This is a genomic window from Variovorax paradoxus EPS, assembly GCF_000184745.1.
In the GTDB taxonomy this organism is placed as follows: domain Bacteria; phylum Pseudomonadota; class Gammaproteobacteria; order Burkholderiales; family Burkholderiaceae_C; genus Variovorax; species Variovorax paradoxus_C.
This window is the reverse complement of sequence record NC_014931.1, coordinates 1,246,301-1,272,781: the sequence shown is the minus strand read 5'-3', so window position 1 is coordinate 1,272,781 and position 26,481 is coordinate 1,246,301. Positions and strand designations below refer to the sequence as shown.

Annotated in this window: 21 protein-coding genes and 1 pseudogene; 9 read left to right on the top strand and 13 right to left on the bottom strand. The window is 67.0% G+C overall.

Annotated elements, in window-relative coordinates:
* Positions 1-54: 54 nt before the first annotated feature.
* Positions 55-1,200 carry an acyltransferase family protein gene (locus VARPA_RS05640; protein WP_013539594.1) on the top strand — a complete coding sequence of 382 codons (1,146 nt, stop codon included), beginning with the start codon at positions 55-57 and terminating at the stop codon, positions 1,198-1,200.
* A gap of 7 nt (positions 1,201-1,207) precedes the next feature.
* Here the strand turns inward: VARPA_RS05640 and VARPA_RS05635 are convergent, their stop codons facing one another.
* Both VARPA_RS05635 and VARPA_RS05630 read right to left on the bottom strand, forming a co-directional pair.
* Positions 1,208-1,687 carry a DUF1854 domain-containing protein gene (locus VARPA_RS05635; RefSeq protein ID WP_013539593.1) on the bottom strand — a complete coding sequence of 160 codons (480 nt, stop codon included), beginning with the start codon at positions 1,685-1,687 and terminating at the stop codon, positions 1,208-1,210.
* Complete coding sequence (locus tag VARPA_RS05630; protein WP_234974956.1) at positions 1,684-3,726, bottom strand: ABC transporter ATP-binding protein; 2,043 nt, start codon at positions 3,724-3,726, stop codon at positions 1,684-1,686. The genes VARPA_RS05635 and VARPA_RS05630 overlap by 4 nt, the downstream gene beginning before the upstream one ends.
* Between VARPA_RS05630 and VARPA_RS31560 the strand changes: the two genes are divergently transcribed.
* From VARPA_RS31560 to VARPA_RS05605, 6 genes are all read left to right on the top strand, one after another.
* Positions 3,709-3,906, top strand: a complete 198-nt coding sequence (locus VARPA_RS31560; protein WP_234974954.1) for a hypothetical protein — start codon at positions 3,709-3,711, stop codon at positions 3,904-3,906. The genes VARPA_RS05630 and VARPA_RS31560 overlap by 18 nt on opposite strands.
* Before the next feature lie 190 nt (positions 3,907-4,096).
* Positions 4,097-6,334, top strand: a complete 2,238-nt coding sequence (gene cphA, locus VARPA_RS05625; protein WP_041943338.1) for a cyanophycin synthetase — start codon at positions 4,097-4,099, stop codon at positions 6,332-6,334.
* A 38-nt stretch (positions 6,335-6,372) separates the two neighbouring features.
* The gene (gene cphA, locus VARPA_RS05620; protein ID WP_013539590.1) at positions 6,373-8,940 is read left to right on the top strand and encodes a cyanophycin synthetase; all 2,568 of its coding nucleotides are present in this window, start codon (positions 6,373-6,375) and stop codon (positions 8,938-8,940) included.
* A gap of 152 nt (positions 8,941-9,092) precedes the next feature.
* Entirely contained in the window at positions 9,093-9,503 is a 411-nt protein-coding gene (locus VARPA_RS05615; RefSeq protein WP_013539589.1) for a hypothetical protein, read from the top strand.
* Positions 9,504-9,536: 33 nt separating this feature from the next.
* Positions 9,537-10,040 carry a hypothetical protein gene (locus tag VARPA_RS05610; RefSeq protein WP_013539588.1) on the top strand — a complete coding sequence of 168 codons (504 nt, stop codon included), beginning with the start codon at positions 9,537-9,539 and terminating at the stop codon, positions 10,038-10,040.
* A 129-nt stretch (positions 10,041-10,169) separates the two neighbouring features.
* Positions 10,170-10,424, top strand: coding sequence for a hypothetical protein (locus tag VARPA_RS05605; RefSeq protein WP_013539587.1), 255 nt, complete (start codon positions 10,170-10,172; stop codon positions 10,422-10,424).
* 24 nt (positions 10,425-10,448) lie between these two features.
* Here the strand turns inward: VARPA_RS05605 and VARPA_RS05600 are convergent, their stop codons facing one another.
* Positions 10,449-11,228, bottom strand: coding sequence for an SDR family NAD(P)-dependent oxidoreductase (locus VARPA_RS05600; RefSeq protein ID WP_013539586.1), 780 nt, complete (start codon positions 11,226-11,228; stop codon positions 10,449-10,451).
* Positions 11,229-11,347: 119 nt separating this feature from the next.
* On the opposite strand from VARPA_RS05600, the pseudogene VARPA_RS05595 reads away from it, so the two are divergent.
* Positions 11,348-12,247, top strand: a pseudogene (locus VARPA_RS05595) (LysR substrate-binding domain-containing protein); the annotation flags it as partial.
* Between the two features lie 25 nt (positions 12,248-12,272).
* Here the strand turns inward: VARPA_RS05595 and VARPA_RS05590 are convergent.
* The 10 genes from VARPA_RS05590 to VARPA_RS05545 all read right to left on the bottom strand — a co-directional run bounded on the left by VARPA_RS05590 (position 12,273) and on the right by VARPA_RS05545 (position 25,273).
* The gene (locus VARPA_RS05590; RefSeq protein ID WP_013539584.1) at positions 12,273-13,217 is read right to left on the bottom strand and encodes a dihydrodipicolinate synthase family protein; all 945 of its coding nucleotides are present in this window, start codon (positions 13,215-13,217) and stop codon (positions 12,273-12,275) included.
* Between the two features lie 118 nt (positions 13,218-13,335).
* A complete protein-coding gene (locus VARPA_RS05585) occupies positions 13,336-15,084 on the bottom strand; it encodes an IlvD/Edd family dehydratase (protein ID WP_013539583.1) in 1,749 nt (582 codons plus the stop codon).
* Positions 15,085-15,134: 50 nt separating this feature from the next.
* Complete coding sequence (yjfF, locus tag VARPA_RS05580; protein WP_013539582.1) at positions 15,135-16,166, bottom strand: galactofuranose ABC transporter, permease protein YjfF; 1,032 nt, start codon at positions 16,164-16,166, stop codon at positions 15,135-15,137.
* Positions 16,163-17,197, bottom strand: coding sequence for an ABC transporter permease (locus tag VARPA_RS05575; protein WP_013539581.1), 1,035 nt, complete (start codon positions 17,195-17,197; stop codon positions 16,163-16,165). Before VARPA_RS05575 ends, yjfF begins: the two co-directional genes overlap by 4 nt.
* A 148-nt stretch (positions 17,198-17,345) precedes the next feature.
* Positions 17,346-18,869 carry a sugar ABC transporter ATP-binding protein gene (locus VARPA_RS05570; protein ID WP_013539580.1) on the bottom strand — a complete coding sequence of 508 codons (1,524 nt, stop codon included), beginning with the start codon at positions 18,867-18,869 and terminating at the stop codon, positions 17,346-17,348.
* A 4-nt stretch (positions 18,870-18,873) separates the two neighbouring features.
* Positions 18,874-20,082 (bottom strand): multiple monosaccharide ABC transporter permease, encoded by a 1,209-nt coding sequence (mmsB, locus tag VARPA_RS05565; protein ID WP_013539579.1) that lies wholly within the window; start codon positions 20,080-20,082, stop codon positions 18,874-18,876.
* Positions 20,069-21,595: a multiple monosaccharide ABC transporter ATP-binding protein gene (gene mmsA / locus VARPA_RS05560; protein WP_041943335.1), complete on the bottom strand. Its 1,527-nt coding sequence runs from the start codon at positions 21,593-21,595 to the stop codon at positions 20,069-20,071. The genes mmsB and mmsA overlap by 14 nt, the downstream gene beginning before the upstream one ends.
* A 35-nt stretch (positions 21,596-21,630) precedes the next feature.
* Entirely contained in the window at positions 21,631-22,701 is a 1,071-nt protein-coding gene (gene chvE, locus VARPA_RS05555) for a multiple monosaccharide ABC transporter substrate-binding protein (protein ID WP_013539577.1), read from the bottom strand.
* An 88-nt stretch (positions 22,702-22,789) separates the two neighbouring features.
* Complete coding sequence (locus VARPA_RS05550) at positions 22,790-23,755, bottom strand: ABC transporter substrate-binding protein (RefSeq protein WP_013539576.1); 966 nt, start codon at positions 23,753-23,755, stop codon at positions 22,790-22,792.
* A gap of 63 nt (positions 23,756-23,818) precedes the next feature.
* Entirely contained in the window at positions 23,819-25,273 is a 1,455-nt protein-coding gene (locus VARPA_RS05545; protein WP_013539575.1) for an aldehyde dehydrogenase family protein, read from the bottom strand.
* A 145-nt stretch (positions 25,274-25,418) separates the two neighbouring features.
* Here VARPA_RS05545 and VARPA_RS05540 point away from each other — a divergent pair, with 145 nt between their 5' ends.
* The gene (locus VARPA_RS05540; protein WP_013539574.1) at positions 25,419-26,378 is read left to right on the top strand and encodes a LysR family transcriptional regulator; all 960 of its coding nucleotides are present in this window, start codon (positions 25,419-25,421) and stop codon (positions 26,376-26,378) included.
* The last annotated feature ends 103 nt before the right edge of the window (positions 26,379-26,481 follow it).

Genomic DNA, 26,481 nt, shown 5'->3' with positions numbered 1-26,481 from the left:
TGTAGAGCCTGGTCGGGGGCAAAATCCTGCACGAACGATGCAGGGGACACAAGAATGAGCGAGCGCGGCACCGCGATCAGCTTCGAAGACTTTCAGGGCACACGCAATTTCGGCGCACTCGACGGCCTTCGCGCCGTCTCCGTCTTCCTTGTATTCAGCGACCATTTCGGCGGCATCGGCTGGACGCGTTTCTCGGGCTGGCTCGGCGTCCATGCCTTCTTCGTTCTCTCCGGCTTCCTGATCACCACCCTGCTGCTGCGCGAGCGCGACGGCACCGGCCGCATCTCGCTCAAGGCGTTCTACATCCGCCGCACCACGCGCCTCCTGCCGCTCTACCTTCTGGTGCTGCTGGCGGTGCTCGCCCTGAGCTACGTTGCGCAAGACGGCACCTGGGAGCAGATGAAGGCGGCCACGCCCTACTACCTGACGCTGCTCAACGAGATGGCCAACGTCGCGCCCCTGCACATGACCTGGACGCTGGGCGTGGAATGGAAGTACTACCTCGTCTGGCCCACGCTGCTGGTGGTCTTCGGCACGACGCTCCGCTCGGGCCTGGCGACCGTCGGCTTCTGCCTCGCGGCGCTGGCCATGATCGATATCGGCGGCTTCCGCTGGGACCTTCTGCTTCCGCAGAACTACGTGGGCATGCTGTTCGGCTCGGCGCTGGCCCTGCTGATGAATTCACGCCGCACCTTCGCCCTGGTGCGCGGCCTCATGAACCACGGCACGGCGATTGCGCTGGTGGTCGCGCTGCTGGTGGTGCACCGGCGCTTTCCGGTGATCGCCGGGCGCATCGGCGATGCTTCGGCCATCGCGCTGTACAGCCTGCTGATTGCGATGCTGATCCCGGCCCTCGTCGCCGGCCGCACCTGGATCGCGCGGGCGCTGGCGTCGAAACCGCTGGTGTTCGTCGGGCATCGCTCGTACGCGATGTACCTGGTGCAGTACGTTGCCGCGCACACGGTGATCGCGGTGCTGCCGGCGCCCACCATCGTCGGCGGCACCCTGCTCTTTCTTTCGTTCGCCCTGGCACTGGTGCTCTCGGACCAGCTCTACCGCTGGTTCGAGAAGCCGATCACCGACTGGGGCCACCGCTGGGCCAAGGCGGTGAAACAGGCGGCCCTGTCGAAGACGCCGCTGCCGGGCTGCGATGCCGCCGCCGCGGCGCTTGGGCCGGCCGGAAAGCGCAGTCCGCTCTGAGCTCGGCCTAGAGAAAGCGCTCGAGCAGCTTGCGCGAAGGCCGGTCCAGCGCCTTCACATCGGGAATTCGGAACTGCACGCCGTGCGCGCTCGCGATCAGCAGCGCGCCGCCTTCGAGCCGGCGGATGTCTTCCTCGGCCTTGAGCACGAAGCTGGTGTCGCCGCGGTCGGTGCTCACGGTCCAGGTGCTTGGCACGCCGAAGCTGGAGACCTTGTGCAGTTTCAGGAGCGTGGGGGCGAAGTCGCGCACCGCCAGTTCTTCTTCGAGCAGCGTCCGGGTCTGGGGCGGCAGCGTCTCGACGCGGTCGATCCAGACCAGCTCGCGGCCGTCGCCGCCGACCAGCGAGACGCCCTCGCCTGGCGCGGTGAGCGGAAAGGCGCGCACGGGCGTGATGCCCACATGGCGCTCGCCCTGGGTGTCGGTCAGCACGAGGCGGCCGAAGGCGTCGCGCGCGAGATCGAAAGTGGTGATGGTGTTGTCGGTCATGCGTCGCCTGCCGGGTGTGCTGCGTGGCTGACGAGCGGCAACTGCGCGCCGGCGCGCTCGTCGACCGCGCCTTCGCTCGCATCGTCGTCGGCCTGGCGCAACTGCGCCTGGTAGAGCCGCCAGTAGGCGCCCTGCTTGGCCATGAGCGCGTCGTGAGGCCCGACCTCGACCACCTCGCCGCGGTCCATGACCACGAGCCGGTCTGCCTTGCGCAGCGTCGACAGGCGGTGGGCGATGGCGATGGTGGTGCGGCCCTGCACGAGGTTGTCCAGCGCCTTCTGGATTTCCTTCTCGGTCTCGGTGTCCACCGCCGAGGTGGCCTCGTCGAGGATCAGGATGCGTGGATCGATGAGCAAGGCGCGCGCAATGCTGATGCGCTGGCGCTCGCCGCCCGAGAGCCCCTGGCCGCGCTCGCCGACCAGCGAGTCGTAGCCGTGCGGCAGGCGCAGGATGAAGTCGTGCGCGTGCGCGGCGCGGGCCGCGGCCACCACTTCCGCGCGCGTGGCGTCGGGCTTGCCGTAGGCGATGTTCTGCGCGATGGTGCCGAAGAACAAAAACGGCTCCTGCAGCACGAGCCCCACATGCCGCCGGTAATCGGCCACGGCGAAGCGGCGGATGTCGGTGCCGTCGACCTTGATGGCGCCGTCGGTCACGTCGTAGAAGCGGCAGATCAGATTGACCAGCGTGCTCTTGCCCGAACCGCTGTGGCCGACGAGGCCGATCATCTCGCCGGGCTCGATCACGAGATCGAGGTCGTGGATCACCGCGCGCGAGCCGTAGCGGAAGCCCAGACCGCTCATCTCGATGCGGCCCTGCACGCGCTCCACCTTCACCGGGTTCACCGGCTCGGGCACGTTGCTCACATGGTCGAGGATGTCGAAGATTCGCTTGGCGCCGGCGGCAGCCTTCTGCGTGACCGAGACGATGCGGCTCATCGAGTCCATCCGCGTATAGAAGCGGCCGATGTAGGCGATGAAGGCCGTGAGCACACCCACCGTGATGCTGCCGCGCGCCACCTGCCAGATGCCGAAGCCCCACACCACGAGGAGGCCGATTTCGGTTAACAGCGACACGGTCGGCGTGAACACCGACCAGGTGCGGTTGAGCTTGTCGTTCACCTGCAGGTTGTAGGCATTGGCGGTGCGGAAGCGGTCGGCTTCGCGACGTTCCTGCGCAAAGGCCTTGACCACGCGGATGCCGGGGATGGTGTCGGCCAGCACATTGGTCACTTCCGACCAGACGCGGTCGATCTTCTCGAAGCCGGTGCGCAGGCGGTCGCGCACCACGTGGATCATCCAGGCGATGAAGGGCAGCGGCACCAGCGTGACCACCGCCAGCAGCGGGTTGATCGAGATCAGGATGGCCGCCGTCATGACGATCATCAGCACGTCGTTGGCGAAATCCAGCGCGTGCAGCGACAGGAAGACGTTGATCCGGTCGGTTTCCGAGCCGATGCGCGACATCAGGTCGCCGGTGCGCTTGCCGCCGAAATAGTCGAGCGGCAGGGTCAGCAGGTGTTCGTAGGTGCTGGTGCGCAGGTCCGCGCCGATGCGCTCGGACACCAGCGCCAGCAGATAAGTGCGCGCCCAGCCGAGGCCCCAGCCCAGCAGCGCGGCGCCGAGCAGCCCGCTCAGGTAAAGGGCGACGCGGGAGGGATCGATCTGCTTGCCGTTCTGGAACGGGATCAGGATGTCGTCCATCAGCGGGATGGTCAGGTAGGGCGGGACCAGCGTGGCGGCGGTCGAGAGCAGGGTCAGGAAAAACCCGAGGAAAAGCTGCTTCCTGTACGGCTTGGCGAAACGGCCCAGGCGCAGCAGCACCCAGGTCGAGGGCGGGGTCTGGAGTTCGGTGTCGGCGGGTTCGTCGCCGTCTATGGCGTCTGCTGTCGCTTCGGCGACAGCATCCGCCCGCTGACCGAACAGCTTGAGGAGGCGCAAGGCATTGGCCTGGCTGGCCAGCGTGTAGCGCCAGCGCGCCAGGCGGCCTTCGGGGCCGATCAGGTCGAGCGTGCCGACGCCGGAATGGTCGGCCAGGAGCAATTGAAGGGCGGGTTCCGTGAGCGGCCACTCACGCCATTCGCCGCCCGGTTCCAGCGCAATCAGGCGCTGGTCAGTCAGGGCAACCAGGCCGGAAGCGAAACGAAGTTCGTAATCGAGGTCAACCGCCAGTGTTACCAGAACGTTTTCCGCGACTGCGAGCCGGTTTTTCAGCGCACCTGAAGCCGCCTCGATTTCTCCCTCCCGGGTGCCGACTGGATCGTGATGTTGCATTGTGTTTCTTTGACTCTTGCCCGTCGCGGGCCGCAGGGACCGCGCCATGGCGTCCTTTGTCGGGCGCCGATTCTGACCGATTGCCATGGGCGCGCTTGAAGGCGCCGTGGTGCTCGGCCAAAGCACATCGAACGTTTTCATGACCCGTTTCGACGACATCCGCCTGCTGCGCATCAACTATTTGCGCGGTCCCAACCTCTGGACCTACCGTCCGGTGCTCGAAGTCTGGCTCGATCTGGGCCAACTGGAAGACTTTCCCTCCAACAAGATCGACGGTTTCACCGACCGCCTCACGGGCCTGCTCCCGGCGCTCATCGAGCACCACTGCGGCGTGGGCGAGCGCGGCGGCTTCATCCAGCGGCTGACCGAAGGCACCTGGTCGGGCCACGTGCTGGAGCACGTTGTCATCGAGCTTTTGAACCTGGCCGGCATGCCGACGGGATTCGGGCAAACCCGTAGTACCTCGGAGCACGGCGTCTACCGCATGGTGTTCCGGGCGCGCGACGAGCAGGTCGCCCGGGTGGCGCTGGCCGAGGGCCACCGGCTCCTGATGGCCGCCATCAACAACGACCCGTTCAGCGCCGCCGACGTGCAAAAGGCGGTCGATGCGGTCAAGGCCAAGGTCGAAGACTGCTACCTCGGCCCGAGCACCGCCGCCATCGTCTCCGCCGCCACCGACCGCGGCATTCCGCACATGCGGCTGAACAGCGGCAACCTCGTGCAACTGGGCTATGGCGCCAACCAGCAGCGCATCTGGACCGCCGAGACCGACTACACCAGCGCCATCGGCGAGTCGATCGCCAGCGACAAGGAACTGACCAAGTCCCTGCTCGCCAGCTGTGGCGTGCCGGTGCCCGAGGGCCAGATCGTTTCCAGCGCCGAAGAAGCCTGGGAAGCCGCCGAAGACATCGGCCTGCCGGTGGCCGTGAAGCCTTCCGACGCCAATCACGGCCGCGGCGTGTCGCTCGAACTGACGACACGCGAAGAAGTCATGGCCGCCTTCGCGGTCGCCGAGCCCGAAGGCAGCGACGTGATGGTCGAGCGATTCATCCGCGGCCACGAACACCGCCTCCTGGTGGTGGGCGGCGAAGTGGTGGCTGCCGCGCGCGGCGAGATCATCACTGTGACCGGCGACGGCAAGCTGAGCGTGGCCGAGCTCATCGAAAAGCAGCTCAACAGCGACCCGCGCCGCGGCGCCGAAGAGGAATACCCGCTCGACCTGATCGTGCTGGCCACCGACGCCAAGCTGCAGCTCGAACTCAAGCGCCAGGAACTGGACGGCGCCGCCGTGCCGGCCGCCGGCCGCGTGGTCACGATCCAGCGCAACGGCAACATGGCCAACGACTGCACCGACCAGGTCCACCCCGAAGTCGCGCACGCCGCCGTGCTGGCCGCGCGCGTCGTGGGCCTGGATATCGCGGGCATCGACCTGGTGGCGCAGGACATCTCCAAGCCGCTCGGCCCGCAGCGCGGCGCGATTGTCGAAGTCAATGCCGGCCCGGGCCTCCTGATGCACCTGAAGCCGGCCGTCGGCTCGCCGCGCCCGGTGGGCCGCGCGATCTGCGACCACCTGTTCCCCAACGACGCGCCCGGCCGCATTCCGGTGGTCGGCGTGGCCGGCTCGCAGAACACCGCGGTGCTCGCGCGCCTCGTCGCCTGGCTCATCAACCTGGGCGGGCGCCACACGGGCCTGGCCTGCCGCGACGGCCTGTTCCTGGAGCGCCGTCGCGTCGATGCACGCGACAGCGCCAACTGGGAAGCCGGCCACCGCCTGCTCGTGAACCGCGCCGTGCAGGCCGTGGTGATCGAGAACGGCGCCGAGACCATCCTGCGCGACGGCCTGGCCTACGACCGCTGCGAAGTCGGCATCGTGACCGACCTGGAAGGCGCCGAAGCGCTCGCCGATTACGACATCACCGAGAGCGACCAGATGGTGAAGGTGCTGCGCACCCAGGTCGACGTGGTGCTGGGCGAAGGCACGGCCGTGCTGAACGCGGCCGACGCGCGCGTGGCCGGCCTCGCGCCGCTGTGCGATGGCGCCGTCATCCTGTATTCGGCCGACCCGCAGGCCGCCGCGCTCGTCGCGCACCAGAGCGCCGGCGGCAAGGCCGTGCTCGTGCGGCAAGACCGCGTGGTACTGGCCAACGGCAGCAGCGAATCGTTCTTGCCGGGCCTGGGCCGCCTCACGATCTGGCGCGCCACCCATGCCGGCGTGGGCCTCGAAAGCGTGCTGGCCGCCGTGGCCGCCGCGTGGGCCATGGGCATTCCGCTGAACCTGATCGGCGCCGGTGTGGAGGCTTTCGAAGCCGACCTGCAGGCGGCACTGGCCTCGCTGCAGCTGTCGCAGACCCAACCTCTCCAACCCCAGTTCGTCTGAGGCGCCCCGGCGTCCGACTGCAAGCTCTCGCAAGCCCCATGAAAGTCACCCGCATCCGAGCCCTTCGCGGGCCCAATCTCTGGAGCCGCCACACCGCCATCGAGGCGGTCGTGGCCTGCGAAGGCGATGAAAACGCCATCAGCAAGCTCGCCGGTTTCGAAGCGCGCCTGCGCGCCCGCTTCCCGACCATCGGCGAACTGCACCCGATGGTGCTGGGCCAGCCGCTGGCGCTCGCCCACGTGCTCGAAAACGCGGCCGTGGCGCTGCAGGCCCAGGCCGGCTGCGCGGTCAACTTCGGCCACACCTCGCCGACGGTGGAAGAAGGCGTCTACCAGGTCGTGTTCCAGTACAGCGAAGAGGCCGTGGGCCGTCGCGCCATCGAACTGGCCGAAGCGCTGATCGCCGCCGCGCAGGCCGACACGCCCTTCGACGCGACCGCCGCCATCACCGAGCTGCGCGACCTGGACGAATCCGAGCGCCTCGGTCCGAGCACCGGCTCCATCGTCGACGCCGCCGTGGCGCGCGGCATTCCGTACCGGCGCCTGACGAGCGGCAGCCTGGTGCAGTTCGGCTGGGGTTCCAAGCAGCGCCGCATCCAGGCGGCCGAGGTCGACAGCACCAGCGGCGTGGCCGAATCGATCGCGCAGGACAAGGAACTGACCAAGCAACTGCTCAACGCCGCCGGCGTGCCGGTGCCGCTGGGCCGCCCCGTCACCAGCGCCGAAGACGGCTGGGTCGCGGCCGGCGAAATCGGCCTGCCGGTCGTGGTCAAGCCGCAGGACGGCAACCAGGGCAAGGGCGTCACCGTCAACATCACCACCAAGGAACAGCTGACCTCGGCCTACGACTCGGCCGCCGTCTACGGCGAGGTGATGGTCGAGAAATTCCTGCCGGGCTTCGACTTCCGCCTGCTGGTGGTGGGCGACCGGCTCGTGGCCGCCGCGCGGCGCGATCCGCCGCAGGTGATCGGCGACGGCCAGCTCACCGTGCGCCAGCTCGTGGACACCGTGAACCTCGACCCGCGCCGCGGCGAGGGCCATGCCACCTCGCTCACCAAGATCCGTCTCGATGACATCGCCATCGGCCGGCTCGAATCGCAGGGCCTCACGCCCGAGAGCGTGCCCGAGCGCGGCCAGCGCGTGGTGCTGCGCAACAACGCGAACCTCTCCACCGGCGGCACCGCCACCGACGTGACCGACACCGTGCACCCCGAAGTGGCCGCGCGCGCGGTCGATGCGGCGCAGATGGTGGGCCTGCACATCTGCGGCGTCGACATGGTCTGCGAAAACGTGCTGCGTCCGCTCGAAGAGCAGCACGGCGGCGTGGTCGAAGTGAACGCCGCGCCCGGCCTTCGCATGCACATCTCGCCCTCGTTCGGCCGCGGCCGCGCGGTCGGCGAGGCGGTGGTCGACACCATGTTCGCCCACGGCGACGACGGCCGCATTCCCGTGGTCGCCGTCACCGGCACCAACGGCAAGACGACCACCGCGCGCCTCATCAACCACCTGCTCGCCTCCAGCGGCCTGCGCACCGGCATGACGAACACCGACGGCGTGTACGTAGATGGCCGGCAGACCGACAGCGGCGACTGCAGCGGTCCGAAGAGCGCACGCAATGTGCTGATGCACCCCGACGTCGATGCGGCCGTGTTCGAAGTGGCCCGCGGCGGCGTGCTGCGCGAGGGCCTCGGTTTCGACCGTTGCCAGGTGGCCGTGGTCACCAACATCGGCAGCGGCGACCACCTGGGCCTGAACTACATCACCACCGTCGAAGACCTCGCGGTGCTGAAGCGCGTGATCGTGCGCAACGTGGCCGCCGACGGCTACGCGGTGCTCAACGCGGCCGACGTGAACGTCGCCGCGATGGCGGCCGGCTGCCCCGGCCACGTGATCTTCTTCACCGCCGACCGCATGCACCCGGTGATGGCCACGCACCGCGCGCAGGGCAAGCGCACCGTGTACGTCGACCAGGACACGCTGGTGGCCGCCGAAGGTTCGTGGCGCGAGCGCATCCCGCTGCGCGACGTGCCGATCACGCGCAACGGCACCATCGGCTTCCAGGTGGACAACGTGATGGCCTCGGTGGCCGCGGCCTGGGCCGTGGGCCTCGACTGGGACACCATCCGCAGCGGCCTCGCGAGCTTCATGAACGACGCTGCCGGCGTGCCCGGGCGTTTCAATGTCATGGACTACCGCGGCGCCACCGTCATCGCCGACTACGGCCACAACACCGACGCCATGCGCGCGCTGGTCTCGGCCGTGGACACGATGCCGGCGAACAAGCGCTCGGTGGTGATCAGCGGCGCGGGCGACCGGCGCGATTCGGACATCCGCGACCAGACGGCCATCCTCGGCGAAGCCTTCGACGATGTGATCCTGTATCAGGACGCGGCGCAAAGGGGCCGTGCCGATGGCGAGGTGATGGCGCTGCTGCGCCAGGGCCTGCAGGGCGCGGGTCGCACGCGCCAGATCGACGAGATCCGCGGCGAGTTCGTGGCGATCGATACGGCGCTGGCCCGCCTGCAGCCGGGTGACCTGTCGCTGATCCTCGTGGATCAGGTCGAGGAAGCGCTCGCTCACCTCGCACAGCGCATCGCAGCAGGCTGACAACCGGGTTGACGGACATGTCCCACACACAGGGGCGTGTCCGGCCCGCCCCCTGAACGGGGCTGTCCCACAGACCCCGCGACCCAGCGAGCAGCAGACTGTGGCTCCGGTCACGAACCTCCAGCGAGGTCGTGCCCCAACCAGGAGCCCGCATGACAACAACAGTTCGTTCCCTTCTTTCCGCCACGGCATTCTTCGCCGCCAGCGGCTTCATCGTCTTCAGCGCACAGACCGCCAGCGCGCAGGCCCCGGGCACCGATGCCCGCGCACAGAAGGAACGCGCCGTGTGCGACGGCGTGCAGCAAGACCGCGCGGCGTGCCTGCGCGAAGCCGGTGCTGCAAAACAGGAAGCCGGCCGCGCCGGCCTCACCACGCCGAGCCCGGCACGCGGCCAGGTCAACTCCCTGGCGCGCTGCGCCGAGCAGCCCGCGGCCGATCAGGCCGACTGCGAAGCCCGCATCAAGGGGGGTGCCCGCACCACCACCGAAGGCAGCGTGATGGGCGGCGGCGTAATCCGCGAAACCGTGACCCCGCTGCCGGCCCAACCCGCGCCGGCCCGTTGATTGACTGACAGATCCCTCCAAGGAGAACTCATCATGAAGAGCAACACACGTTCGATCGTCCTCGCCCTGCTCGCCGTTGGCGGCATGGCCTCAGCCGGCATCGCCTCCGCACAAGGTTCGCGCGGCGGCACCTACCAGCAGGAACTCGCGGTTTGCGGCCATAACCAGCAAGACCGCGCAGCCTGCATCCGCGAAGCCGGCGCCGCCCGCCAGGAAGCCGCACGCGGCGGCCTGACCGGCGCGCCAGACTACCGCGCCAATGCGCTCGCGCGCTGCGGCCTGCAGCAGTCGCCCGGTGACCGCAGGGATTGCGAAGCCCGCGTGTTGGGCGGCGCGGGCAACACCAGTGCCAGCGTCGAAGGCAGCGTGATGGGCGGCGGCGTGATCCGAGAATCGGTCACCACCGTCGTGATGCCTGCGCCGATGCCCGCCGAGCGCGCGCCCGCGCCGATCATGGTGCCGATGCCTGCGGAGCGGATGCGTGACCCGATGATGCCGCCGCCGCGCCCCGCGCCGATTCCGGCACCTTTGCGCTGATCCCGAAGGCATCGCCGCCCGCGTCGCACGACGCGGCGGGGATGCCCTTGATTGTCACGAGACTGTCACAAAAGACGGTGACCTGCTAGCTATAGTTCTCGGTCCCTGCCCACCGAGGAACTCTTTCCCATGAATGCCATCAAGGTCGCTCGCCGATTCATAGAAACGGACCCGGCCAACGAATCGGCCAAGATCCTGGCCCAGCTCGTGTTGGCCCTGGAGTCCGAACGCAGCTTCGAGCTGGTCACGCTCTATTCCCTCGACTACAAGAGCTTCGAGCTCGCCATGGACATCCTGAAGGAATGGCGCCTGGACCGCTACTACGCGAGCAAGTCCAAGCTGTTCGACCTGTCGCTGCAGGTCACCGAACTCGAGAAAAACTGACCTTCCCTGTCGTCGGGACACCGCTCAGACGAACATCCCGCCCGACACCTCGATGCGCTGGGCATTCACCCAGCGACTTCCCTCTCCCAGCAAGCCCGCGATCGCACCGCCGATGTCGTCGGGCTTGCCCGTGCGTCCGAGCGCGGTGAAGCCCGCCACCATCGCATTCACCTGGGCGTTGTCGCGCACCATGCCGCCGCTGAAGTCGGTTTCGATCGCGCCCGGCGCGATCGTGTTCGCCGCGATGCCGCGCTTGCCGAGTTCCTTGGCGAGGTAGCGCGTCAGCACTTCCACGGCGCCCTTCATCGCGGCATAGGCCGAAGCGCCTTCCATCGCGAAGCGCGTGAGCCCCGTCGACACGTTGACGATGCGCCCGCCGTCGTTGATGAGCGGCAGCAGCTTCTGCGTGAGGAAGTACGTGCCCTTGAAGTGGATGTTGTAGAGCGCATCGAACTGCGCTTCGGTCATGTCCTCGAAGTTCACATGCAGGCCGACGCCCGCGTTGTTCACCAGGAAGTCGAAGCGCTCGCGCTGCCAGGTGGCCGCGAGCGCCGCCTTCACCGACTCCACGAACGCGGCGAAGGCCTTGCTGTCGCCCACGTCGAGTTGCAGTGCGACGGCGCGGCGCCCTTTCGCCTCGATCTCGGCGACCACCGCCTTGGCGGCGGCTTCGTTCGATACGTAGGTCAGGATCACATCGACGCCATCGGCGGCGAGCGCCAGCGCGGCGCTGCGGCCGAGGCCACGGCTGCCGCCGGTGATGAGTGCGATGCGGGATGGATTGGAAGTGCTGAAAGCCGTCATTTCAAAGTCCTCGGGTGTTGATCGGTGAATCGATACGTGGACTTTAAAAATTACCGGCAGAAAGATAAATTCCGCCAAACCGCGCACACTGTTATCTGAAGAAGAAACAATCTGCCGCCATGAACACCGACGAACTGCGCATCTTCTCGAGGGTCGCCGAGCTCGCGAGCTTCAGCCGCGCCGCGGACCAGCTCGGCCTGACCCGCGCACGCGTCTCGGTCGCCGTGCAGCACCTCGAAAAGCGCCTGGGCACACGGCTCCTGCAGCGCACCACGCGCAGCGTGCGGCTCACCGAAGACGGCGAGCGCTTCCTCGATCGTTGCAGGGACTACCTCTCCGAAGGAGAGCAACTGGCCACCATGTTCCGCGCGAACACCGGCGGCCTCACGGGGCGCCTGCGCATCGATCTGCCGGCCACCTTGGCGCGCGACCTTGTCATTCCGCGCCTGCCCGAATTCCTCGCGCGGCATCCTGCATTGGAGATCGGCATCAGCACCACCGACCGCCGCGTCGACCTGGTGAACGAGGGCTTCGACTGCGTGCTGCGCGTGGGCGTTCTGGGCGACTCCGAGCTCATCGCGCGGCCGCTCGGCTTCATGCGGATGGCCAACGCCGCGAGCCCGGCCTACCTGCAGGCGCACGGCACGCCGCACACGCTGGCAGAGCTCGCGCAGCACCGCATCGTGCATTTCGCGCAGACCCTCTCGCCGAACGACGCCGGCTGGGAATACTTCGACGCGGCCCAGGGCCGCTACCGAATCAAGCCGGTGCGCGCCATCGTCACGGTGAACGGCACCGATGCCTACAACGCCGCGGCGGTCGCGGGCCTCGGCCTGATCCAGGCACCGGTCGGCGGGCTGCTGCCCTGCTTTGCGGCCGGCTCACTGGTGGAGGTGATGCCGGCGTTCACCGCGCGGCCCATGCCGGTGTCGCTGGTGTACGTCAACCGGCGCCAGCTCGCGCCGCGCGTGCTTGCGGTGATGGACTGGCTGGCCGAACTCCTCGCGCCCTACTTCGCCGAGGACGGCGAACTGACCATTGCCTCTACTTCCCCCAGCGCAGCACCAGCGGGTCCAGCCGCTTCGCCGTCTCGATCAGCCCGGCGCGCGTTGCGGGATGCATCGCCGGCAGCGGATGCCGCGGTGCCTCGCAAGCGATCACGCCGCCCTCCTTCATGAGCGACTTGCAGGCCAGCAGGCCCGCCTGCCGGTTCTCGTAGTTGATGAGCGGCAGCCACTGCTGGTAGAGCGCGAAGGCCTTGTCGCGGTCGCCCGCGCGATGCGCTTCGATGATCGGGCGGATGCCGTCGGGATAGCCGCCGCCGGTCATTGAACCGGTCGCGCCGGCATCGAGGTCGGGCATCAGCGTGATGGCCTCTTCGCCGTCCCACGGGCCTTCGATGGCGTCGCCGCCCAGGCGGATCAGCTCGCGCAGCTTCGCGGCCGCATTGGCGGTCTCGATCTTGAAGTACGCGACGTGCTCGATCTCCTTGGCCATGCGCGCAAGGAACGGCGCCGACAGCACCGTGCCGCTCGCGGGTGCGTCCTGGATCATGATCGGAATGCTCACTGCATCGGACAGCCCCGCATAGAACTCGAATATCTGCGGCTCCGGCACGCGGAAGGTGGCGCCGTGGTACGGCGGCATCACCATCAGCATCGCGGCGCCCATGTCCTGCGCGCGGCGGCTGCGCTCGGCGCAGACCTTGGTGCTGTAGTGCGTGGTCGTCACGATCACAGGCACGCGGCCTTTCACGTGTTCGAGCATCGTGCGCGTGAGCACCTCGCGCTCTTCGTCCGACAGCACGAACTGCTCCGAGAAATTCGCGAGGATGCAAAGCCCGTCGGAGCCCGCGTCGATCATGAAATCGACGCAGCGCTTCTGGCTTTCGAGGTCGAGCGCGCCCTGTTCGGTGAAGGTGGTCGGCACCACCGGGAAGATGCCGCGGTATCTGGGATTGGAGAGGTTGTGGTTCATGGGCTTGGGCATGGCGGTTGAACGAGGCTCTTTCGGGGGACACCGCGGAACCGGCTTTGCCGGGCCGCAGGTGTTGCCCCCGGTAGGGGGTTGGAGAAGCGACACGAAGTGCGCGCAGCCTGGGGGCGAGTCAATGGGAATGACGGGGAACGGCGGAGCCTCTGCAGCCCACCAGAAAGTCGAAGTCGCAGCCTTCGTCGGCCTGCAGCACATGGTTGACGTAAAGCTTCTGGTAGCCGCCGCCGCGCGTGCTCATCGGTTGCGCATCGGATGCGGACAACGACGCGAGGCGCGAGGCGAGCTCCTCGTCGCTGATGTCGAGGTGCAAGCGGCCCGCATCGCAGTCGAGCTCGATCCAGTCGCCATCGCGCACCGCAGCGAGCGGCCCGCCGTCGGCGGCTTCGGGGGCGACGTGCAGCACCACCGTGCCGTAGGCCGTGCCGCTCATGCGCGCATCCGAGATGCGCACCATGTCCTTCACCCCCTGGCGCAGCAGCTTCGGCGGCAGGCCCATGTTGCCCACCTCGGCCATGCCGGGGTAGCCCTTGGGGCCGCAGTTCTTGAGCACCATCACGCAGCTCGCATCGATGTCGAGCGACTCGTCCACGATGCGTTCCTTGTAGTGCTCCAGGTTCTCGAACACGACGGCTCGGCCGCGGTGCTTGAGCAGTTCGGGCGTTGCCGCCGAGGGCTTGAGCACCGCGCCGCGCGGCGAGAGATTGCCGCGCAGGATGCGGATGCCGCCATCGGCGATCAGCGGGTTGTCGAGCGGGCGGATCACCTCGTCGTTCAGGCTCGGCGCCTCGCGCACGTTGTCCCAGATCGACTGGCCGTTGACGGTGAGCGCCCCGGGGTGCGGCAGCAGGCCGTTTTCACCGAGCCGGCGCAGCACGGCGGGCAACCCACCCGCGTAATAGAACTCCTCCATCAGGAAGCGCCCCGAGGGCATCAGATCCACGATGGTCGGCGTGTTGCTGCCGATGCGCGTCCAGTCTTCCAGTTCGAGATCGACGCCGATGCGGCCCGCAATCGCCTTCAGGTGAATCACCGCATTGGTCGATCCGCCGATGGCCGCGTTCACGCGAATCGCGTTCTCGAACGCCTCGCGCGTGAGGATCTTCGACAGCGTGAGCCCTTCCTTGGCCATCTGCACCGCGCGCATGCCCGACATCTGCGCGAGCACATAGCGCCGCGCATCGACCGCCGGAATCGCCGCGTTGTGCGGCAGCGAGGTGCCCAGCGCCTCGGCCATGCAGGCCATCGTCGAAGCGGTGCCCATCGTGTTGCAGGTGCCCGCCGAACGCGACATGCCGCCCTCGGCCGAAAGGAACTGGTGCAGGTTGATCTCGCCCGCCTTCAGCGATTCGTGCAACTGCCACACGGCGGTGCCCGAGCCGATGTCCTTGCCCTCGAGCTTGCCGTTGAGCATCGGCCCGCCGGTCACCACGATGGCCGGGATGTCGCAGCTCGCCGCGCCCATCAAAAGTGCCGGCGTGGTCTTGTCGCAGCCGGTGAGCAGCACGACGGCATCGACCGGATTGCCGCGGATGGCTTCTTCCACGTCCATGCTCGCGAGGTTGCGCGTAAGCATCGCGGTGGGCCGCAGGTTCGACTCGCCGTTCGAGAACACCGGAAACTCGACAGGGAAACCGCCCGCCTCCGAAATGCCGCGCTTCACATGCTCCGCGATCTTGCGGAAGTGCGCGTTGCATGGCGTGAGCTCCGACCAGGTGTTGCAGATGCCGACGATCGGACGGCCGTCGAACTCATGGTCCGGAATGCCCTGGTTCTTCATCCAGCTGCGGTACATGAAGCCGTTCTTGTCGGCCGAGCCGAACCATTCGGTCGAGCGCAGTTTCTTCGGAGGGGTGTCCGGCATGCGAAGGTGTCCTGAGAGAAAAGAGAGAGAGAAAGAGAAAAAAGAGAACGTCAGCGCCGGGGTGCGCGCGAGGTGAAGAAGCGTTGCAGCAGGCAGAACACGAAGAGCAGCGCGCCGACGACGATGCGCGTCCACCATGAGCTGAGCGTGCCGTCGAAGGAAATCAGCGTCTGGATGATCCCGAGCATCAGCACGCCGAAGAGCGTGCCCGCCACATAGCCCACGCCGCCCGTGAGCAGCGTGCCGCCGATCACCACCGCCGCGATGGCATCGAGCTCCAGCCCGAGCGCATGCAGGCCGTAGCCCGAGAGCATGTAGAAGGTGAAGATCACGCCGGCCAGCGCCGAGCAGAAGCCCGAGAGCGTGTACACGCCCACGAGCGTGCGGCGCACCGGCAGGCCCATCAGCATGGCCGAATGCTCGCTGCCGCCGATGGCGTACACCGCGCGGCCGAAGGGCGTGCAGTGCGCGATGAACACGGCGGCCAGCAGCACCACGATGGCGATCACAGCGCTGATCGAGACCGAGGCTTCGCCCCAGATCGGAATGCGGATCTGCGAGACCTCCGAATAGAACTCGTTGGTGATGCTGATCGAATCGATGCTGATGAGATAGCAGAGCCCGCGCGCGAGGAACATGCCCGCGAGCGTGACGATGAAGGGCTGCAGCCGGAAACGCTCGATGAGCAGACCCATGAACGCGCCGAAGGCCGTGCCCATGGCCAGCACCAGCGGAATCACGATGGCCGGGCTCCAGCCGTGCTTCTCGACCAGCGAGGCCGACACCATCGTGGTGAGCGCGATCACCGAGCCCACCGACAGGTCGATGCCGCCCGAGAGAATCACGAAGGTCATGCCGACCGCGACGACGATGAGGAAGGCGTTGTCGATCAGCAGGTTGAGGAACACCTGCGCCGAGAAGAAGCCGTCGTAGAACACCGAGCCCAGCGTCGCCATCAGCACGAACAGCGAGATGGTGGCCGTGAGCGGCAGGTACTTCGGGTTGAGCCCTGCTCTGCCCTCTTTCCGAGGAGCCGGCTGGGGCGAGGGAGCAGCCGCAGTCGTCTCGATCACCGCGCTCATGCCCGTCCCCCTTCATGCGCCGGCCGCTGCACCAGCGACCGCACTTCCGCCCTGAACTCCGGCGACTGCAACAGCATCACCACGAACACCACCACCGCCTTCACCACGAGGTTGATTTCCGGCGGCACGCCGAGCGAATAGATCGCGTAGGTGAGCGTCTGGATGATCAGCGCGCCGATCACGCTGCCCACCAGGCTGAAGCGGCCGCCCGTGAGCGCGGTGCCGCCGAGCGTGACCGCAAGAATGGCGTCGAGCTCCAGCAGTTGGCCGGCGTTGTTGCCGTCCGCGCTCTTCACGTTCGAGCTGATCAAGAGACCCGCCACGCCCGCGCAGAGGCCGCAGAACGCATACGCGCCGACGACGAGCCGCCGCGACTGGATGCCCGCCACCCGCGCCGCGGTCGGGTTGATGCCCACCGCCTGGATGAACAGGCCGAGCGCCGTGCGCGTGATCGCGAGGTACAGCAGCACGAACACCGCTGCCACGATGAACAGCGAGAACGGCAGGCCCAGCAGGTAGCCGCTGCCGAGGAAGAAGAAGGGCTTGTAGTAGATCGTGATGATCTGCCCGTCCGCGACGAGCTGCGCGATGCCGCGCCCCGCGACCATGAGGATCAGCGTCGCGATGATCGGCTGCATACCGACCTTGGCGACCAGCAAACCGTTCCAGAGGCCGCACAGCAGGGCGACGGCGAGCGCCGCAAGGATCGCGAGCGGCATCGGGAAGCGGCTCACGTCGCTCGCGACGGAGCCGCCGATCATCCAGGCCGCGACCGCCGCAGCGATGGCCACCACCGCGCCGACGGAGATGTCGATGCCGCGCGTGGCGATCACGAGCGTCATGCCGAGCGAGACCAGCACCAGCGGCGCCGCGCGGTTCACGATGTCGATGAGGCTGCCGTACAAGTGGCCGTCGCGCCATTCGAGATGCAGGAAGCTGGCGTTGAACGCGGTGTTGATCGCGAGCAGCAAAAGCAATGTGACGATGGGCCAGGCGAGGCGGTGGCTCATGAGAGACGAAAAACGGTTCATGGCTTCTGCCTTGCTCCTTCCCCTTCCGGGGGAAGGCTGGGATGGGGGCGCGAGGCCTCAAACGCTGCGCGGTGGTGAAGGCCGCGCGCCCCCACCCCAACCCTCCCCCGGGAGGGGAGGGAGAAACACGAGGAGAGATCGAGGCGGTTCATGCTGCGGCAATCATTTCGTAGACCTCGTCCTCGGTCGAACCACCTGGGAGTTCGCCCACCTTCTGCCGATCCCTCAGCACCACGATGCGATGCGCCACGCGCACCACCTCGCTCATCTCCGACGAGATGAAGACCACCGCCATGCCCGCGCGCGCGAGCCGCAGGATCTCTTCCATGATTTCCTGCTTGGCCGCGACGTCGATGCCGCGCGTGGGCTCGTCCAGGATCAGCAGGCGCGGCTCGGTCGCGAGCCAGCGCGCGATCATGGCTTTCTGCTGGTTGCCGCCCGAGAGCAGGCCGATGGGGGTTTCGACGCTCGCCGTCTTGATGCCCAGCGAGGCGACGAAGCGCTCGGCCATGGCGGTCTGCTCGGCATGCGAGAGAAATTTCCGCGTGCCGAGCCGCGCCTGCAAGGCCAGCGCGATGTTCTCGCGCACCGACAGCTCGGCCACGATGCCGTCGGTCTTGCGTTCTTCGGGGCAGAGCGCGAGTCCTTCGCGGATCGCGTCGGCCGGATTCGAGAAAGTGACGGCGCGGCCGTCGACCTTGAGCACGCCGCGGTCGGGCGATTCAAGCCCGAACAGAAGGCGCGCGAGTTCGGTGCGGCCTGCGCCGAGCAGACCCGCGATGCCGACGACTTCGCCGGCACGCACGCGCAGGTCGGTGGCCTGCAACTGCCCGGCCTGGCCCAACCCTTCGGTCTGCAGCAAGGCGGGCGCGGCTTCATCGAATGCCGGCAGCGCGGCGGGCCGTGCCGACTGCGCGGCCAGCTCACGCCCGAGCATCGCCGCGATCAGCGCCTGCGGGCCGAGGTCCGCCGCCTTCCATTCGCCCACCCAATTGCCGTTGCGCAGCACGGTGATGCGGTCCGACACGGCATACATCTGGTTGAGAAAGTGCGTCACGAAGACGATCGCGAGCCCTTCGCTGCGCAGGCGCCGCAGCACCTCGAACAGCTTCTCGACCTCATCGTCATCCAGGCTCGATGTCGGCTCGTCGAGGATCAGCACCTTCGACGACACGCCGAGCGCGCGCGCAATCGCCACCAGTTGCTGCACCGCGACCGAGTAGCTCGACAGCAGGCGGGTCACATCGATATCGAGCCCGATGCGCGCCAGCAGTTCGGCCGCGCGACGGTTCACCGCCGCCCAGTCGATGCGAAAGCCCTGCAATGCGCCGCAGCGCGGATAGCGCCCCGCGAACACGTTCTCCGCCACCGAAAGGTTCGGGCACAGGTTCACCTCCTGGTAGACGGTGCTGATGCCCAGCTTCTGCGCCTCCAGCGGCGAGCCGGGCCGGATGGCCTGGCCGTCGAAGAACATCTCCCCGCCGCTGGACGGCAGCACGCCGGTGAGCACCTTGATCAGCGTGGACTTGCCCGCGCCGTTCTGTCCCATCAGCGCATGGACCTCGCCCGGGTACAGCCGCAGCTGGACATCGTTCAGCACCGGAATGCCGCCGAACTGCTTGTGGATGCCCCGCAGCTCGAGCACGGGGGCGAGGGTCGTGCGCTCGGTCATGCGGTTACTTGTTCTTGTTGTAGACGTCGATGAACACGGCTGCCAGCAGCACCAGTCCCTTGATGACCTGCTGGTAGTCGATGCCGATGCCCAGGATCGACATGCCGTTGTTCATCACGCCCATGATGAAGGCGCCGATCACCGCGCCCATCACGCGGCCCACGCCGCCCGAGGCCGAGGCGCCGCCGATGAAGCAGGCCGCGATCACGTCGAGCTCGAAGCCCAGGCCCGCCTTGGGCGTGGCCGTGTTCAGGCGCGCCGCGAACACGAGGCCCGCGAGCGCGGCGAGCGCGCCCATGTTCACGAAGGTGAGGAACGCGAGCCGTTGCGTCTTCACGCCCGACAGCCGCGCGGCCTTCTCGTTGCCGCCCAGCGCATAGATGCGCCGGCCGATGGTCGTGCGGTTGGTGACGAAGTCGTACACCACGATCAGCACCGCCATCACCACCAGCACGTTGGGCAGGCCCTTGTAGGTGGAAAGCAGGTAGCTGAAGAACAGAATGATCGCCGCGAAGAACAGGTTCTTCACGAGGAAGAAGGCATAGGGCTCCTGCTCCATGCCGTGCGCCTTGAGCTTGGCGCGCCCGCGCAGCTTGAAGAACACCAGGGCCGCGGCAGCGAGCGCACCCACGACCAGCGAGGTGGTGCGCAAGGTGTCGCCGCCGAGCGGATCGGGAATGAAGCCCGAGCTCAGGCGCTGGAACTCCACCGGAAACGGCCCCACCGATTGCCCGGCGAGCAGCGCCAGCGTGAGCCCCTTGAACACCAGCATGCCCGCGAGCGTGACGATGAACGACGGGATCTTGCGGAACGCGACGAACCAGCCCTGCGCGGCGCCGATGACCGCGCCGGCCACGATGCTCACGATGGCCGTGGGCACGAAATGCCATTCGTACTCCACCATCAACACCGCCGCGAGCGCGCCGATGAAGCCGCACACGGAGCCCACCGACAGGTCGATGTGCCCCGCCACGATCACCAGCAGCATGCCCAGCGCCATGATGACGACGTAGCTGTTCTGCAGCAGCAGGTTGGTGAGATTGAGAGGCCGCAGGAGCGTGCCGTCGGTCAACACCTGGAACAGCACCATGATCGCGACCAGCGAGATCAGCATGCCGTATTCGCGCAGGTTGTTCTTCAGGAAGCCGACGTGCAGCTTCGGGGAGGCAACAGGAGCGGCGCCCTGCACCGCGTTGGCTTCAGGCTGCGACATGAACGGAACTCCCTGCGCTCACGATGGCATGCATGATGCGTTCCTGCGATGCCTCGGCTGCCGTGAACTCGGCGACGAAGCGCCCCTCGTTCATCACGTAGATGCGGTCGCACATGCCGAGCAACTCGGGCAGTTCGGAAGAAATCATGAGAATGCCTTTGCCCTCGTTCGCGAGCTGGTCGATGATGGTGTAGATCTCGTACTTGGCGCCCACGTCGATGCCGCGCGTGGGTTCGTCCAATATCAGCAGTTCGGGTTTGGTGAAGAGCCACTTGCTCAGCACCACCTTCTGCTGGTTGCCGCCCGACAGGTTGACCACCAGCTGCTCGACGCCCGAGCAGCGGATGTTCAGCGCCTTCCTGTAGTCGTTGGCGACCTTGAATTCGCGGCCGTCGTCGATCACCGAGCGTTCGGAAATCGCATCGAGGTTCGCGAGGCTGATGTTCTTGCGGATGCCTTCCTCCAGCACCAGCCCGAGGCCCTTGCGGTCTTCGGTGACGTAGGCGATGCCGTGGTCGATGGCCTTGCGCACCGTGCTCACGTCCACCGGCTTGCCGTGCATGAGCACCGAGCCGCTGATGCGCTGCCCGTACGACTTGCCGAACACGCTCATCGCCAGTTCGGTGCGGCCCGCGCCCATGAGGCCCGCGATGCCGACGATCTCGCCCTGGCGCACATGCAGGTTCACGCCCTTGATCTGTTCGCGGTCGGCATGCAGCGCGTGGTGCACGCGCCAATCGCGCACTTCGAACACCGTCTCGCCGATCTTCGGCGAGCGCTGCGGGTAGCGGTGCTCCATGTCGCGCCCGACCATGCCGCGGATGATGCGGTCTTCGCTGATCGGGTCGCTGCGGCAGTCGATGGTTTCCACCGTCGCGCCGTCGCGCAGCACGGTGATCGAGTCGGCCACCTTGGCGATCTCGTTGAGCTTGTGCGAGATGAGGATCGATGCGATGCCCTGGCGCTTGAGTTCGAGCAGCAGCATCAGCAGCGCATCGCTGTCGTTCTCGTTCAGGCTGGCGGTGGGCTCGTCGAGGATGAGGAGCTTCACCTCTTTTGCCAGCGCCTTCGCAATTTCCACCAGCTGCTGCTTGCCGACACCCAGGTCGGTCACCAGCGTGGTGGGCAATTCCTTCAGGCCCACCTTGGCGAGCAGCTCGCGCGTCCTCGCATAGGCGGCGAACCAGTCGATCACGCCGCCGCTCGCGATCTCGTTGCCGAGAAACAGGTTCTCGGCAATCGAGAGCAGCGGCACCAGCGCGAGCTCCTGGTGAATGATGATGATGCCCAGCTTCTCGCTGTCGGCAATCGTCTTGAAGCGGCGCAGCTCGCCCTCGAAATGGATCTCGCCCGTGTACGAGTCGCACGGGTAGACGCCGCTCAGCACCTTCATGAGCGTCGACTTGCCCGCGCCGTTCTCGCCGACCACCGCGTGGATCTCCCCCGCGCGCACGGCGAGGTTGACGTTGCTGAGGGCTTTCACCCCCGGGAACGTCTTGGTGATCCCGCGCATCTCGAGGATCGTGCGCCCGTCTGCGCTCACCGTGCTCACTTGACCTGGCTTTCCTTGTAGTAGCCGCTGTCCACCAGCACCTGCTTCCAGTTCGAGGCGTCCACGCTCACCGGCTTGAGCAGGTACGAGGGCACGACCTTGATGCCGTTGTTGTAGGTCTTGGTGTCGTTCACTTCAGGCGTCTTGCCCGAGAGCATGGCGTCCGCCATCGCGACCGTCACCTTGGCCAGCTCGCGCGTGTCCTTGAACACGGTGGAGGTCTGCTCCTTGCGCAGGATCGACTTGACCGAAGGCACCTCGGCGTCCTGGCCCGAGACGATGGGCATCGCCTGCGTGCCCGAGCCGTAACCCACGCCCTTGAGCGACGACAGGATGCCGATCGAAAGGCCGTCGTACGGCGACAGCACCGCATCCACGCGGTCCTTCGTGTAGTAGGCCGACAGGAGGTTGTCCATGCGGGCCTGCGCCACGGCGCCGTCCCAGCGCAGCGTGCCGACCTTGTCCATGCCCATCTGCTTGCTGCGCACCACGAGCTTGCCGCTCTTGATGTAGGGCTCCAGCACCGACATCGCGCCGTTGTAGAAGAAGAAGGCGTTGTTGTCGTCCGGCGATCCGCCGAAGAGTTCGATGTTGAACGGGCCCTTGCCGCTCTTGAGGCCCAGCGCCGCCTCGATCGATTGCGCCTGCAGCACGCCGACCTGGAAGTTGTCGAAGGTGGCGTAGTAGTCGACGTTCTTCGAGCCCTTGATGAGCCGGTCGTATGCGATGACCTTCACGCCTTTGTCGGCTGCCTTCTGCAGCACGTCGGACAGCGTGGTGCCGTCGATGGCCGCGATGACCAGCACCTTGGAGCCCTTGGTCACCATGTTCTCGATCTGCGCGAGCTGGTTCGGGATGTCGTCGTCCGCGTACTGCAGGTCGGTCTTGTAGCCCTTTTCCTTGAAGTACTTGACCATGTTGGCGCCGTCGGCGATCCAGCGGGCCGACGACTTGGTGGGCATCGAGATGGCGATCAGGCCCTTGTCCTGCGCATTGGCCAGCGGCGTGAAGCCGACGACGGCAAAGGCGAGGCCCGCGAGCGAGGCCTTGAGGAAGTTGCGTTTCATGGTGCGATGAGTTCCGTCTTTGGGAGGTGGTTTCTGTCTTGTGCAGGGGGAGGCGCGCGCAACGCGAATTGCGCGCAGCCTGGGGGACTCAGTACTTGCGGTTCGGGAATTCCTTGGCGGCCACTTCCATCGGGAAGATGCCTTCTTCGGTCACGATGCGCTTGGGCAGCGCCTTGCCGGCCTTGATGTCCTTCACCGCGCTCATCAGTTGCGGGCCGAGCAGCGGGCTGCATTCGACCGACACGTTGAGCTTGCCGGCGATCATGGCTTCGAACGCGCCCTTCACCCCGTCGATCGAGATGATGGTGATGTCCTTCGCGGGCTTCATGCCGGCTTCCTCGATGGCCTGGATCGCGCCGATCGCCATGTCGTCGTTGTGCGCGAAGAGCACATTGATCTTCTTGCCGTCGGCCTTGAGGAAGGCTTCCATCACTTCCTTGCCCTTGGCGCGGGTGAAGTCGCCGGTCTGCGAGCGGATGATCTTGAACTTCGGGTCGGCCTTGATGATTTCCTCGAAGCCCTTCTTGCGGTCGATGGCCGGCGCGGAACCCACGGTGCCCTGCAGCTCGACGATGTTCACGTCGCCCTTCTGGTCCTTCATCTTCTCGGTGAGCCAGCGACCGGCCTTGCGGCCTTCCTCGACGAAGTCGGAACCCATGAAGGTCACGTAGAGCGTGTCGTCCTTGGTGTTCACCGAGCGGTCGGTCAGCACCACCGGGATCTTGGCGGCCTTGGCTTCGCGCAGCACGGTTTCCCAGCCCGATTCGACCACCGGCGAGAACGCGATCACGTCGACCTTCTGCGCGATGTACGAGCGGATCGCCTTGATCTGGTTCTCCTGCTTCTGCTGTGCATCCGAGAACTTGAGCTCGATGCCCGCTTCCTTGGCCGAGGACTTGATCGACTCGGTGTTGGCGGTGCGCCATTCGCTCTCGGCGCCCACCTGTGCGAAGCCCAGCACGAGCTTCTTCTGCGCGAGCGCGGACACGGGCAGCATGCTGCCCAGGGCTGCAGCGGCGAGTGCGGTGTTGAGGGTGCGGCGATTCATGGTCATGGGATGTCTCCTTCTGTGGATTTGCTTGTTGAGAACCGTTCGAGAACCGATTGTTGTGACGGCTCAGGCCAGCATGTAGCCGGTCTTCACCGTCGTGTAGAACTCCGCGGCGTGGCGCCCTTGTTCGCGCGGCCCGTAGCCCGACCCCTTGCGGCCGCCGAAGGGCACGTGGAAGTCCACCCCCGCGGTCGGCAGATTCACCATCGTCATGCCGACCACGGCATGGCGCCTGAAATGCATCGCGTGCTTGAGCGAGTTGGTGCAGATGCCCGCGCACAGGCCGAAGGGCGTGTCGTTGCACAGCGCCAGCGCCTGGTCGTAGTCGTCGGCGCGCAGCACGCAGGCCAGGGGGCCGAAGATTTCTTCCCGCGCGATGCGGTGCGAAGGCTTCGCGAGAAACAGCGCCGGGCTCATGTAATAGCCGGGCGTCGAACGCTCGAGCGCCTCGCCGCCCCACACATGCTCGGCGCCTTCTTCGCGTGCGATGTCGACCCACGCGAGATTCATCGCCAGGCGCTCTTCGTCGGCCACCGGGCCGATGTCGATGCCGCGCTCCAGCGCATGGCCGATCTTCAGTGTCTTGAGCCGCTGGCGCAGCTTCGCCACGAAGGCGTCGTGCACCGCCGCCTCGACGATGAGCCGGCTCGATGCCGTGCAGCGCTGGCCCGCGGAAAAGTAGGCGCCCTGCACTGCGCAGTCCACCGCGCGGTCGAGGTCGGCATCGGCCAGCACGACGAGCGCGTTCTTGCCGCCGGTCTCCAGCTGCACCTTCGCGCGCCGGGTGGCTGCGGCCTGCAGCACGCGCTCGCCGTTGGCGGCGGAGCCGGTGAAGCTCAGCGCATCGACCAGCGCGCTGTCGACCAGCGCCTGGCCCACTTCGCGGCCGCTGCCCATCACGAGGTTGAAGGCGCCCGCCGGAAGGCCCGCGCGGCTGATGATCTCGGCCAGCGCCCAGCCGCAGGCCGGCACCAGCTCGGCCGGCTTGAACACCACGCTGTTGCCATGGGCGAGCGCAGGCGCGATCTTCCAGGCGGGAATCACGAAGGGGGCGTTCCACGGCGTGATGAGCCCGGTCACGCCGACCGCTTCGCGCGTCACGTCGACCTGCACACCGGCCCGCGTCGAGGCTATGTTCTCGCCACCGCCGCCGCGCAGCGCTTCGCCGGCGAAGAACTTGAAGACCTGGCCCGCCCGCGCCGTTTCGGCCACGGCCTCGGGCAGCGTCTTGCCCTGCTCACGCGCCAAGAGCAGGCCCAGTTCGTCCTTGCGCGCCAGCAGCTCGGCGCCGATGCGGTCGAGCACGTCGGCGCGGCGCTGCGGGGTGCTGTGGCTCCAGTGCGGAAAGGCCTCGGTGGCCGCGCGGATGGCGGCTTCGGCCTGGCGGCGATCGGCGCGTGCGTACTCGGCGACCACCTCGCTGGTGTCCGAAGGATTGGCGCTCATACCCGTGGTCGCGCTGGTTTCCCAGCGGCCGTTGATGTACTGCCGCACGTTCTGATGGATCTCACCGTGGATCACGAGGGCGCCGATCTTTCTTGTCTCTTTGTTTGAACTGGCGTGAGTCTAGGAACAGAATTGATATCGATCCAATCGTTTTTTCGACAAAATGCATATCGATCGCCGGATTCTGGAAAACCCGATAAGCCCTTAGTTCCACGAAGTCATGACCAACTACAACCACTGGTTTATTCGCGCGCGGCTCAAGACACGGCAGCTCCTGCTGCTGGTCGCGCTGGCCGAGGAAGGCAACATCCACCGCGCGGCGCAGGTGCTCAACATGACGCAGCCGGCCGCATCGAAATTGCTGAAAGACCTGGAAGACGTGCTGGAGGTGCCGCTGTTCGATCGCCTGCCGCGCGGCATGCGGCCCACCTGGTACGGCGAAACCATGATCCGCCACGCCCGCGTCGCGCTCGCGAGCCTGAACCAGGCGCACGACGAACTCACCGCGCTCAAGGCCGGCCGCTTCGGGCAGGTGAGCGTGGGCGCGATCACCTCGCCGGGGCTGGCGCTGCTGCCGCCTGCCGTCGCGATGGTCAAGCGCGAGCAGCCCGACCTGCGCGTGTCACTCGAAATCGAAACCAGCCCGGTGCTGATCGAGCGGCTCGAGCAGGGCAAGCTCGACATGCTCGTGGCCCGGCTCTTCGCCGAGCACGACAAGTCGCAACTGCGCTACGAGGCGCTGAGCGAGGAGCCGGTGTGCGCGCTGGTGCGGCCGGGCCACCCGCTGCTCGGCGAGAGCGGGCTCACGCTGCGCGACGTGGTCGGCGCCGGCTGGATCGTGCCGCCCGCGGGCAGCGTGCTGCGCCACCGCTTCGAGCTGATGTTCCAGGAGGAAGGGCTCGCCCCGCCGACCAACACCATCGAGAGTTCGGCGCTGCTCTTCATCACCCGCATGCTGCAGCAGAGCGACATGCTGGCGGTGCTGGCGACCGACGTGGCGCGCTACTACGCGGCGCACGGCATCGTGTCGCTGCTGCCGCTGGACATGCCCTGCCACATGGACCAGTTCGGCATCATCACGCGCACCGACCGGCTGCTGTCGCCCGCGGCGCGGGTGATGATGAAAGCGCTCAAGACCGCCAGCATGAGCGTCTACGGACGCAAGCTGGAGATGGACTGAAGCCAGGCCGAACACCACACATCCGTTCACGCTGAGCCTGTCGAAGCATTGGCACCCGTTCACGCTGAGCTTGTCGAAGCACTGCCACCCGTTCACGCTGAGC